Raw genomic sequence first — 12,501 nt, 5'->3', positions numbered from 1 at the left:
ATGACTCCTCATTCATACTGCATATCGAAATACATGACCGCCGTCGCGTTCCCGGACGTGACCATTGGCCGGGTCGATTTATAGCGAATATAAAAAGACAGCGTATTGCGTCCGGCTTTCAACGGATAGACCACCGAGTCGGTATTATTGATACTGACGGTATCCTGATCCTCATTCAGAATTTCCACCCCTATACCGCTTGCCAGCATGCTTCCCATTCCGGTATCGGTGATCGCTAATAGCGCGGGATTGTCTGGATCGGGTTCGCCGGTAAACCAGATCTTCGCCCCGGCAATTCCTCGGGAACAATTTTTGAGGTTGATATTAAAGGGCTTAAATTTTGTCGTAGTTCCCGTCGAGGGAAAATCGCCGACCGCAAACCGTCCTAAATCAATACTTTGACTGAGGCTGGAAATATCCATGTCGCAGGTTTGCGCCACAATAGTGCCGGTAAATTCGAGGTTATAAGCAAGGTCGTCAGCGCTGGCATTGATTTCGGGGCACAGCATCAGCCCCATAGCAAAAAAAGTACAGTGTGATCTGTTCATTTAGTCAAAGTCCACTCGCAGGCTGGCCAACGCGGTAAACGCCCCTTCCGCGGGCGTTTCTCCTGTCGTACTCATCGGGTAGGCCTGCAACGTGATGTTAGCGCGTCCGGCGCTATCGGTGATAAAAGGCGCGACGCTCTGCACATCATTAGGGATAAGCGCGTTTCCTTCATCGGTTTCGACCACTACGCCGACATCCGCATTATCCGAAGCAATAGCCTGGGGAAAATGGCTATCCGGCGTAGCGATAAGACGCATCGTTAAATTGACCGGCGAATCCAGACCGCTGCACTTTACCGGTACACTGAATTTTTTCGCGCTTACCCCCACGGGTTTTTGGCCTGCGTGGCTAAAATTGCCGCTGTATAACGCGCCGAAATTCACCAGAATCGTTTGTCCGGCGTTGATTTCGCAGCTTTGCGGTACGGTCACCGTTCCGCTATAAAGAATGCTGTACACCACGTCTGTCAGCGGATCGCCGACGGCGGTCGTAACATAAACGTTGAACATAGTCTTAGGGCTGATATTCACCGTGCCGATGAACGGTTTAATAATTTTGAGTTGAAACTCCAGATTTGAGTTACGAACGTAAAACGGTTGGCCAGCTTTAACCTTTTCATCATGCCCCATAGGGATATTGTTCACTGGCGGATAGATATCGCCCGCCGCAGAATCCACAATCCGCATTCCGCCTTCAAGGTAGTCCGGGTCCAGCTTTACATATTTCCAGTTACCGCTCGTTTCTACGACCGGATATTGCGACACATAGGAGCGATAGGTCTGGCTATAGGTCGCCGCGCTGGCGGGACACACCGCTTGTACATTGACTTTCTGGCTTTTTTCCAGTTGGACCGTCTTTCCTGCCTGGTTTTGTTCTGCCGTCAACGTGGTCGTTAAATCGTAATTAACACTGGAAGGCACGCCGTTAACGTTTTTACACACGTCCGCAAATGCATACTACGATACGACACTTCCTGTCAGCAGAGCAAATAAAAGAGGTATTTTCATTTAATGACACTCCGCATGTTGTCGACTCAGAATCTGACGGGAGGAAGAGAGATGATAGTGCGCGACACATTGTTGATCCGGCAGGTCCCCCCAGCGAACGTGCAGAACGCCTTGTGCTGACAACCCGGAAAGATAGAGCTCCCCGGCCTCGTCAACAATTGCCTCCGCATGGCGATCATTCACCGTCACCGTCGCGCCAAAGGGCACAGGTTTACCGTTATGATTCAGCGTCAATAAGGCTCGCGCGCCGACCCGCGCTTTAAAGCGGGCCAGAACCAGCGCGCCTTCGGTCGGCACAACGCGAGTCACCGCGTCATCAATATCAACATCATCGGCCATCGCGTTGATGTCCAGCGCCATACGGTTTTGCCGATACGTCGTCGCATACGGCACCACCGCATAGCCGCGCGCATCCGTATGAATACCCGGCTGGTCGACAACGCCGACATTAGCTGCGCCCGGCGCGGCAATCAAAATATTGGTATTGCCCAGCGGCTGGCTTAACGTGAGTCCATGCGCGTGCGCCACCAGACCGCCGCTCAGACCATAATTCACCTGCTGATAATCGCCGTTATCGCTGACGTTATAGCCAATGTTGGCATTACCTTTCGCCCCATCGTATTCCAGGCTGGCGGCGCCGCTTTCGCCAATACCGTGATTCTGATAACTTTGCTGTATGTTGTAACTAAGGTTATTTTCGTCCAGCAGCGTGCCGTTAAGGCCCGCATTCTGCGTAACGTTATGCTGTTTATCCGTACTGGTGCTAAAGGTGGCGTAAACGTTGTGATGGCGTGTAACCTCATCATCGTGTTGCAGCCATTGACTTAGCGGCACTGAGATATTCAGCGCAAAAATTTGATCGCGCTTTGCATCGCCTGAGGATTTGTTATTGTTGTAAGAAATGCTCCATGCAATACCCGCCAGCGTATCGCTGTATCCCACCTGCAACAGAGAATCCTTTTCATCGGTGTGCCAGTAACTTTGCTGACTGCCGGTAATAAAAAGCGATCCCAACCCGCCTAACTGCTGATTGATATCGAGTTGTACTTTCCCCCTCCGGGTATAATACAGATTGTAATAATCCGCCCATTCCGGCCTGCTTTTATCGTTGTCAGTCCGATCGTCATCGTCATAGCCGCTCATCTGTTTCCACGCCGTATCATCCAGCGTATAAAAGCCCGATGTTGAATAGCGATAACCCATGAGCTGTAAATGAGTTCCTGTCTGCGCAAGCGATTTGGCATACAGGAACCGCAGCGATTGTCCCTGGTGGGTGCTGTTATCCGCCAGCGTACTGGCGGCCTGGGTGACATCCAGCGACACCGCGCCCCAATCGCCCAGATTCGCACCGCTACCGATCGCCAGCGCATGATATTTACTGGAAAGTTGCGTTCCGCCATACAGCGTAAAGCCATGCGCTAAACCCCATATCAGCGTCGCCTGACTGAATTTCACCTTCTCTTTTTGGCTGCTATCGCCGCGATATTCCGCCACCGTTGCCGCGTACTTCAACCGCCCTTCTCGCTGCAGAATTGGCACGGCGGAATAGGGTACGTTATAGCGATTAATAGAGCCGTCGGATTCTTTGACTTCAACGGTCAAATCGCCGCTGGCGGCGGTGGGATAGAGATCATTGATAGTAAATGCCCCGGGCGGCACATAACGCTGATTGATGATGTAGCCGTTTTGCCGAATGGTCACTTGCGCGTTGCTTCTGGCAATGCCGTGAATGGTCGGCGCGAAGCCCTTCATGCTGTCTGGCAACATATTGTCGTCAGACGCCAGTTGTAGCCCTCGAAAAGGAAGGCTGTCGAACAATGCGGAGGGGGTATAACTGTCGCCTGCCGTCAGTTCTCCCTGCAAAAAGCCCATATCACGTTCCAGATAAGTACTGATATGCTGCCAGTTGCTGTCGCTATTCTGATCGCCGCTATTCGCGTTCCATGTGGAATAGTCGCGTAACCGCCAGGCCCCTAAATTAAGGCCGCTATTTAATCCAAGAAAATAGCTATTCTCCGCACTGCCGTCTGCGCTCCGATCCCGACTATTCGCGCCGGTAAACGTGTAATTCATTAGCAGCGCGTTAATACCTTCATCCCAGTATTGCGGTGGGATATATCCTCTGGCGCTGGCAATCATCGCCGCCTGCGGAATGCTAATGTCGAGACGTTGCTGCGCAAAATCAAAGCGGGTTCGGGCGACCGGTATCGCGCTGGCAAGATCCGGGCAACTTCCCGCCGCCGCCTTCGCCAACTGCGGAAACGCTCCGGTATTTACACCCATATTTTTAAGCATTTCAGGCGTCAGGCAGACGCGTAATCCGCTGTCATCGGTTGGCGCGCTTTTTCCCGCCGTTTTCACCGCCTGGAAGGCAATATCTTTGGTTGCGATAAAGGTATTATTCAGATAAATGTCAACGCGGTACACTCCCGCCGCCTGGGCATTACGGGAAAAGGTTGATAAGTCTGCCACCGCAGACGGGTCGTCAGACAGAAATGCCGGGTTAAAATAGTTTTCCGCCCACCCCGGCACTGGCGCCAATGCGATAGCCAGGGCCAGTCGGGTTAATACGGGTTTAACTACGCCGGAGTAGTATCGCGTCATGAAAAGCTTATCGCGCATAACATCATGAGGCTGAACAAACGTGGGCTGGTGTCGTTGCGCCAAAATCGTTTACCGTGCGCAGAGATACCTGACCGGGCGTTGCCGGGAGGGTGATCGAGCCTTTTGGCGGCACCATGGTATTCGGCAGTTTTTTCCCCGCGCTGTACAGTTCAACCAGCGAAACGTAGTACGGCGAAGGATTAACAATCGTTAACTGGTCGTGCGCGTTACGGCAGCGAAGCGTCGCCGGGGCATCGGTTGATACCTCCACCAGATTTTTCGGGCGAATAAATATCTTAATCACACTTTGCGTCGCAATTTGCAGGGAGTTGCCGGCCAATTTATTTTTATCGACAGAGGGTATTGCTTTACTGTTTAAATAAAATACGCTCTCGCGATCGGTCGGTAATGACGGTCCGACATACATAATGCGTAATATATTTTCTTTTTTAGGTTGGATCACAAATAGAGGCGGCGTAACGATAAAATCCGTCGAGCGTGAACCATCGGCATTCGCAACCCATGACTGAATTAAAAAAACATTGCTGTCAGAGGAATTAATAACCGGCAAGGAGGTTTGTTTACTTCCCTGCGGATAAATCACCCTTGTCGCGCCCAGCGCAATGCCTCCCGCCTGCGCGGCAAACGACAGGCCGGCCGCCGACAGCAGTAGCAATAATCGAAGAAAAATTGGTACTGTTTTTTTCATCTACGTAATATCCTGATACCGTCGGTTTGTTACGCGCCGTAACGCGCGTAACGCCCCTCTTTCGTCGCCAACAGACGAGAAAAAATCCCGATGAGGAATCAGGAATAAACCATGCTAAATGTTGCAGTCGCGTTGACATTACCAGCAGTCGCGGCACCGGTAGCGATATAGTCCACGCTAAGCGGAACAACGTTTTCGCCATTGTTCAGGGTAACGGTGCTGGACGTTTCACCGATATTCAGCGCCTGGCCATCAGGTCCATAAAGTTGTAATGCCACATTCGTCGCCGAACCTGCACCGGCGGTATTCGCCAGCGACCCCGGCTGGTTTGCGTCCTGCTGACCATTAAAAATAACCGCCGCATTCTGGCTGGTCTGAGTATCGCAGTCTTCCAGCTTAATGGTGAAGTCTTCTTTTTGATTCGCCACCATACCGGCATCGGTTAATTTACTGGCGCGGACCTGGCCTAATGTCACGGTCTGATCGACAGAGTCAGCGGAAACAGAACAGGCGGCGTCAACCACCTGCCCGACAAAATTCACCGTACCGCCAGTGACGGTTGTAGTAGCCGCTTGTGCGGTGGAGAGCATTCCGCCAAAGGCAATCGCAGAGACCATTAATGCTAATACAGACTTTTTCATTCAAACTCCTTTTAAATATAAAATGAGGGTAATCAGATTTTTAACAAAGCGGCTACTGATATTGCTTCACAGCAATATCACGCCTTTTCTTATGCGAAAAAAAGCGTCTTCTTGTTCTGATATAAATGTCAGACAGCAATAAGACAGCAACTCAACGTTGTGAGTTAATATTTACGTTATAATGGAATAACGATGTTATTAATTATTAGCAAGCCACAGACAAGTTGCAATCATCGACGTTTGGTTTTAAAGGACCAGAACTAACTTATTGTTTTATAAAAATTTACACCAGCCATTTTACCCACGGCCTTTGACCACATTGACTTTTTGAAAATAATTTTCACAGCAATTTAAAATAAAACGCCGCATTAACAATAAAATAAAAATTCAGCCGCGATATGTAAATATATCGTTGCGTATAGTTCATCAATATGCTACTGGTAGTTTTCCGAGCGCCGTTAACCGACCATTATCGATATGGATATACCCGCCTTTTTTCAGTTCAGACAGAATTTTCATGGCCCGACTACGCGATATCCCGGTGCGCCGCTGAATAAAATTCAACACAATAATGTTTTCCCGGTAGGCCTGGGGATAAGCCCAAATCTCAATCAGCAGCGTCCGGACTTTCAGATAAGAATCAACGCCAACTAATTCACGGTCGCGCGCGCTCATCACCATCAGGCGGTAAGCCAGACAGCGGGCCACGTCTTGCCACAAATCACATTCATCGGCAATTTTTATAAAATCAGGTAAGCGAACAAATCTACCGGTACAGGCCGTTTCTGCGAGCAAAAAGTGCTCTGGTCGCGCCGGGACGTTATAGGTAGCGCCATAGCTGTCAACCATCCCCACGACCGATGGCGCAAACGCTGAAGATATATGGAGTCGGTTATCATTACGGCAGAAAGAAACGATCCCTGATTCCAGTAATACAATGTAGTTCTCATCGTTTGCCTGTAAATAAAACTCGTCGCCAATACCCAGCATAAACGGTTGACCAAACGGCAATAATGCCGAAAATAAGGCATCAATCGCCGCGTGAGGTTTAGCCTGCTGAGAAAAAAGAAAAGAGTGTAATAAATTCTCATTATTATCTTTAGCAAAAGCATCGTTCATCATTTTTTCATTAACGGTTGTCTACTCAATGTAGCGCCACAGTATAACCTCTCAAAAAGCGCTTAAATTAATAATAAATAACATCGCTATGCAGTATTTCTGTATTCAGAAAGCACTAATACGCAATATTTTTATGATTAAGATGATCCTTAACACAAAATGATTACAGAAAAGTAATGGCAAATTGCGTAAAAAGAATGAGAGGCAGATGGCGCAGGCAAAGAGATTCGAAAGAGCGCGCCTTCGAACCTCAAATCTATAGTCCAGATTAACGCAAATAAGCAGTGATATTATCTAAAATATCGTGGATCGGCATAATACTCTACCATTTTATCCGCCAGCCAGCCGCCGTCTTCACCGTTAGAATGGATTGTTGTAATACTGATAGTGGAACCGCCGCCCCATAAGATCGAGAAGACGTTAAAGTCCGGTAGGTTCAGCGCCTGCACCTGGCTCCAGTCATACCCTTTATCTTTACGTAAAAAGTCGCCGACGGTCGGGACGCCGTAAGTCGCGCTATTTAATGCCGTATTGAGTAGCTGCAAAGAGAGAGTGTCAGGATCGCTGCCAATGCGGGCGTCCCCCATAAAAAATGTTCCGCCAGATGCAAAGTGCGCTGCGGTGATTTTACTCACGCCTTCTTCTACTGTAGGCATATGGCCGCCAGGAATTTGCCACAACATGGCGGGCATCAGCAGCGCTTTCGTCACCTGTTTTACCATCTCCAGGTAATTAAGCCAGCACGTCGCATTCCAGCCGTAGTGGGCAAGCGCATCAGGACTGAAACAATCACGCTCAAATTTATCAAACGCAATAAAGTCCGGCGCATATTCTCCGCTATAAACTCCCAGTTCATGAATAAATCCGGCGATCGCCTGCCCTTCAGCTACCGGATCAGCGGTATCGCGCAGCACCCAGTCCGCCGTTCCTGTCGCCCAGACATTCGTCTGCCAGCCAAAAGCCACATCCGGGGCAAACTGACGAACAAGATAGTTCACCGCCTGAATATAGCCGTAGAGATCATCGCTAAACGTCGGCAACGAAGGCGCGATAAAGCCAGTAATAGCCGGTAATGCTTGTATCGCCGCCGCCAGTTGGGCATTCACCGGCACACTGTTTTTTTGCCGTACTACGGTGTAGCCATACGGTCCTTGCTGTAGCGCCCCCAAAAAATCCGGGTTAAGCACAAAGGTGGCCGGAACTGGATGCGTCTCATCTTTGTATGACTGCGCCGCCAGACACTGGGTAATAAAGTTACCAAAATGGTTACGTAGCTTTTGCGCATCCTGTAAATCCGCCAGGGCGCTACCACCGCTGGCATTCGCGGTATAAATGACCATCACCGGCATGATGCTACGCCCGGCCTCTTTTTCTATCTGACGCACCAGCGCAACGGTTTTATGGATGGGTAACGTCGCGTAATCCAGAAAACCATCTCCGTTCACGTCAACCTCCGCCGCCGGAACCGGATCGCCGCCACCGTCAAAACCATCGTATTTAAACAACGCGCTAAACGGTACATCGCGATAAAGAGAAACCGTCTCTGGCGCGTTAACCGTCACGCCGCCATGAGCAAGGTAATCAGGCCAACCTTTTACCTGTAGCCTCACGCCGGGCAGAAACTCCAGCGCCACATGGTTGACCTTTTGCAACAAGCGTAGCGGCCCGGCCTGTTCACAACGCCACAGCACGCTATCGATGAAAATATCGTCAGTCTGAACATCATACAGCCCGGGCACAAAGCGTAATGCTAACGTCTGCCGATCGCTGCCGCTTTTCAGTATTAATGAGTATTGATATTTACCGCTGCTGAACAGATAACGCTGCGGCGCGACGCCGTCGGGCAGGCCCAGAATAGTGGCATCCACCGTCACGAAACTCGCCGTGTCGATCGCGGACTGTTGGTAAGCGACAGCAACCTCGGCAACCTGCGCCGCGGCAGGGATAAACCCCGTAAGCTGTACGGGTGCCGATATGAAGCGGTTATTAATCATCGCAGGCTGTAGATTGACCGTATAATGATGCCCCGCCAGTAGCCGGGTAATTAACTGCGGTTGGTTGGCGATAAGCGTGACGGTACGCTCATCCGCTTGCGTAGCGTCGGCGATCTCCACGGTCAATTTCGCATAACCAAGCGCAGGGTCGTCAATCATCAGACGCGCGCTGGCATAACGGACAATCGGTAGACAGGATACCTGGATCTGCGCGGCGTCGCCGCCGGATTGCAGCGTAACGGTAAAAGAGGACTCGACAGGCGCGATTTGCATCTCATCATTCGCCAGTACCGGTACGGTAAGCCGATACGTTCCTGCGCTAAGATCGCCTATTGTCAGAACCTCTCCCCACTCACCGACAAAGCGCCGGGTTTCGCCGGCAGGAAAGAGCAGCTCAATTGCCGGTTTGAGCGCCACGGTCTGCGTCATGGCAGGAAAGTGAACGCAAATTTTTCCCTGACGGGCAGGGTCATGGGCCAGCGTCGCGCTCAGATCGCTGATGGAAACCGGCGTCTGCGTGGCGGCCAGATAGCACTGTAATTCGGCGATATCCCCCGCCGCCAGCATCAGCGCGCCGTCATGATTAATGGTGATGGTATTCTTTTCGATGGGCCATCCCCCATCGCTGACCAGCGTTACGGCCTGACTCCCCAGCATCGTTCCCTGAAACGGACTGTAGGGATCGGGGTGCGCGCTGGTCGTAAAATTCAGTTGAAGCTGATTAAGATCTACCGCCTGGGCGTAGAGGTTGATTAGCGTAAAGGTGACGCGTTGATACCAACTCGCCGTATTCAACTCACTGACGCTAAGCATAAGACCGTGTTCCTGAAGGTCGTTATCCTTTTCCGGCATATCGGTTTCGGCTGGTTGTTCATCTGCGACGGGTATCGCTGGCGTGTCCTCATCGGATATCGTTTCAGACTCTGCGTCTTCGGATGAAGATGATGCCAGCGTCAACGTAATGGCGGACATTTTTACCGGCACCTGCGTCGCCGCGAGGCTGAAAGAGAGTGTCCCGCATTCGCCCGGCTGAAGAAGTAATACATCGCTGTTATTAATAATGATGTTGTTAGTTTCCAGCGTGCCATACGAAGTATCATTCAGCGTAAGCGGCAGGTTCCCTTTGAGCGTACCACCGCTATTTCCCCATGGATCGATGTGTCCGGAAGCCGTGAATAATATCGCGGCATGGTTCATATCGACCGGATTACCACTCTCATTGATGAAGGTTAAGGTGATTTTTTGATACCAGCTGTTGACGTCAAATGCGCTGGCATGGATGGAAATGGTCATGGTCTACTCTTCCTCTGTCCCTGGTGGAGAAAAGCCCCGGTAAATCGGGGCTTGAATCATGAAGCCCAATACATCGCGTTTAATACCGTGTATTAGTAAGCGCCAAGATCGGTCCACACACCGCCGGCACTGCAGTTCAGGTCAGGCTGATCGCCCATAGTCCACCATTTCACCTGATAGTTATGGCCTTTCCAGCTAACGATTTCGAAAGTACCCCAGCTTGCGCCATAAACGGTAGAGGCCTCCCACTGCGCGTAAGGCGACGTTTTGTCATCTGCTGGCGTATCATCCTCAGCCGGCGTGGTATCTTCTTCCTCGTCAGGCACAGGAACGATAATTTCTTCTTCATCGTCTTCCTCCGGCTCCGGTTGTACCTGAGACAGCGCAGGTACAGCCGTCAGAACAAAGCGCTGTTGAGAGGATGGTTCGTTGTAGCAGTCGCGTACAAACAGGGTGAACTGGAAGACCGTTTTTTCACTAACTTCCGGTACCACAACCTCAATGATTTCTGCGGTTTTGTCTGCCACCGTGATTTGAGAAGGCACGCCCCAGCTAAAGGACAGCTCATCGTTATCTTCATCAGAAGAACCTGCGCCAGACAGTTGTACCGTAGATCCGCCTACGACCATCAGTTCAATCACCGCTTTCGGCGCGTGGTTGACCTTCTGCGCGTCGTCGCTGTCGCTCGGCTCTTCATCATTTTCTACATTGATACCTTCGAAGTAGAACGGTTCCATATCGATAACTTCAGATTCGATTTCATAACCCAGACCTTCACGCACGGCGTTAACCAGCACGCCGTTGTCCTGATCTATAGTCCAGGTAAATACGCCGCCCAGGCCCAGTTTCGCTGCATATTCGCCTTTCGCTTTAACAGTACGCGGCGTATCCAGGGATAAAAACAGTTTGGATTCCGGGTTATACAGGTAATCAGCGTCAGCAACCTGGTCGGTGTAAACGTTGAAACCGTTACGACCTTTCTGGTTTTCCAGATCCAGGTAGTTATAAATGACGTCATACCATTCACTGGTGCCGGATTCGAAGGAACCGGTAGTGGTTTCATATTCACCGTTGGACAATAATTTGCCTGGGTTATATGTACCTTTCAGCGGAGAGAGTAATTCCATTTCCACGTTGCGGGCATTACGGGTATAGCCCGCATAACCGATATTGATACGCTCAGCGGAGAAACCTTCCGCCAGCAGGTGATCAACGATGGTTTCGACAGACCAGCCGCCTTCTTCCAGCGCTTTGCGGTTGGTGTGATGGCCCAGCGTTTCCGCCCACGGAGTACCGAAGAAGTCATAAGTCATCAGGTTGATGCCGTACAGGCCGGCAGCCATCAGATCTTTTACTTTCGCATAGTCAAAAATATTGGTGACGGCAGAAGCGGCAATAGAGATCTTCACATTGCTCAAACCAGCGGAATCCAGTTGCTTACGTACTTCCGCAATCAGCAGCGCGTAGTTAGCGCCATCTTCCGCACCAAACGGGTTGCCCGCCCCTTCATTGTTCGAGTATTCCCAGTCGATATCCACTTCGCTAAACATCGGGAACTGTTTGAACAGTTTCACCACGCCTTTCGCAAAGATTTTACGAGAAGAGTCAGAAGCGGCGGTTTCGTGGAAACCGTTACTCATGCTCCAGCCGCCGATACTCATCGACAGCGCCAGCGTGTGGCCCGCTGCTTTTGCCTGCATATCACGCAGCGCGCCCAGCAGACCTTTTGCATTGGCCTGGGTAACGGTCATCGGATCAACGTCCCAACCGCTCACATCGAAACCTAAGTTGACATAAGACTGGAAGTCGCCCCACGGGTCGAGGAAAGTTGGCTCATACTTAACTTTGCCACATGCCGCCGCCGCTTCAGCGATGACGTCGCGGTCTTCTTTATCAACCTTTTTAAAACCGGTGATGCCGACAAAACCGAAAATCAGTTTGTCATACGCTGTCGGTGAAACGTTGGTCAGATCATAACCACGTCCACGATTTTTAGGGATATCGTCACCCTGCAGACGGCTGTCATACTGCGACCAGTCAGTGTAATAACCGAAAACTTTTGGTTTGGTGGTGGACTCTTTGTACTTGTTATAAACCGGCTTAGCGACACGAGCAGAGGTATAGCTTAATTTGCTGTCATCCGTGGCAGGATTAAAACCATCTGCTGCATTACTGGTTTCAGTAAGGGTATCACCTTGAATCAGTTTGCTTGTAGCCATTTTCAAATTTCCTTTTACGTTTAAAAATTGTCGCAGCTCGTTCTGCGGGGTCCATAATCGTTACAGACACAAAAAATGGCTAATCACAAAACATCATGTTTTTAGATGATATAAAAATCATAAAAATGAGGTTAACAGCACCGCCTGCCGAAGAGAAAACAACACCTCTCATCGCACGCTTACTCCGTTCTGGTGAGAACATAGTAAATATCATTTATCATGTAATTAAATATCATTTATCATGTAATTAAATATCATTTAATTACAATGAAATAATGTGACTTCACTCGCTATAGACAATGACAATACAATAAAACCAGTGATATTTATTGGATTAAGATACTTCTCATACAATATAGTCAGCAC

At 50.1% G+C, this 12,501-nt stretch carries 7 protein-coding genes and 1 pseudogene; all 8 read right to left on the bottom strand.

What is annotated here, in order from left to right; translation table 11 throughout:
* Positions 1-8 precede the first annotated feature (8 nt).
* Positions 9-548 carry a fimbrial protein BcfE gene (locus tag ACE15A_RS04260; RefSeq protein WP_023245637.1) on the bottom strand — a complete coding sequence of 180 codons (540 nt, stop codon included), beginning with the start codon at positions 546-548 and terminating at the stop codon, positions 9-11.
* A pseudogene (locus ACE15A_RS04255) lies at positions 549-1,556 on the bottom strand (fimbrial protein BcfD).
* Positions 1,557-4,178, bottom strand: coding sequence for a fimbrial usher BcfC (bcfC, locus tag ACE15A_RS04250; protein ID WP_053509897.1), 2,622 nt, complete (start codon positions 4,176-4,178; stop codon positions 1,557-1,559). It abuts the pseudogene before it with no gap.
* Positions 4,179-4,182: 4 nt separating this feature from the next.
* Positions 4,183-4,869: a fimbria/pilus periplasmic chaperone gene (locus ACE15A_RS04245; RefSeq protein ID WP_053509895.1), complete on the bottom strand. Its 687-nt coding sequence runs from the start codon at positions 4,867-4,869 to the stop codon at positions 4,183-4,185.
* Between the two features lie 98 nt (positions 4,870-4,967).
* Positions 4,968-5,510: a fimbrial protein BcfA gene (locus tag ACE15A_RS04240; RefSeq protein WP_023245633.1), complete on the bottom strand. Its 543-nt coding sequence runs from the start codon at positions 5,508-5,510 to the stop codon at positions 4,968-4,970.
* Positions 5,511-5,936: 426 nt separating this feature from the next.
* Positions 5,937-6,632 (bottom strand): winged helix-turn-helix transcriptional regulator, encoded by a 696-nt coding sequence (locus ACE15A_RS04235; protein WP_044135962.1) that lies wholly within the window; start codon positions 6,630-6,632, stop codon positions 5,937-5,939.
* A 287-nt stretch (positions 6,633-6,919) separates the two neighbouring features.
* Positions 6,920-9,916: a hypothetical protein gene (locus ACE15A_RS04230; protein WP_053509893.1), complete on the bottom strand. Its 2,997-nt coding sequence runs from the start codon at positions 9,914-9,916 to the stop codon at positions 6,920-6,922.
* Positions 9,917-10,008: 92 nt separating this feature from the next.
* Positions 10,009-12,135: a glycosyl hydrolase family 18 protein gene (locus tag ACE15A_RS04225; RefSeq protein WP_129382364.1), complete on the bottom strand. Its 2,127-nt coding sequence runs from the start codon at positions 12,133-12,135 to the stop codon at positions 10,009-10,011.
* Positions 12,136-12,501: the final 366 nt, after the last annotated feature.

It is taken from the genome of Salmonella sp. HY31 (assembly GCF_042604575.1).
GTDB classification, from domain to species: domain Bacteria; phylum Pseudomonadota; class Gammaproteobacteria; order Enterobacterales; family Enterobacteriaceae; genus Salmonella; species Salmonella diarizonae.
This window is presented reverse-complemented; position numbering and strand designations above follow the sequence as displayed.

What these genes read in the sequence shown, in the direction of transcription:
- ACE15A_RS04260 (WP_023245637.1), bottom strand. Translation starts at nt 548, where the DNA reads ATGAACAGATCACACTGTACTTTTTTTGCTATGGGGCTGATGCTGTGC.
- bcfC (WP_053509897.1), bottom strand. Translation starts at nt 4,178, where the DNA reads ATGCGCGATAAGCTTTTCATGACGCGATACTACTCCGGCGTAGTTAAA.
- ACE15A_RS04245 (WP_053509895.1), bottom strand. Translation starts at nt 4,869, where the DNA reads ATGAAAAAAACAGTACCAATTTTTCTTCGATTATTGCTACTGCTGTCG.
- ACE15A_RS04240 (WP_023245633.1), bottom strand. Translation starts at nt 5,510, where the DNA reads ATGAAAAAGTCTGTATTAGCATTAATGGTCTCTGCGATTGCCTTTGGC.
- ACE15A_RS04235 (WP_044135962.1), bottom strand. Translation starts at nt 6,632, where the DNA reads ATGATGAACGATGCTTTTGCTAAAGATAATAATGAGAATTTATTACAC.
- ACE15A_RS04230 (WP_053509893.1), bottom strand. Translation starts at nt 9,916, where the DNA reads ATGACCATTTCCATCCATGCCAGCGCATTTGACGTCAACAGCTGGTAT.
- ACE15A_RS04225 (WP_129382364.1), bottom strand. Translation starts at nt 12,135, where the DNA reads ATGGCTACAAGCAAACTGATTCAAGGTGATACCCTTACTGAAACCAGT.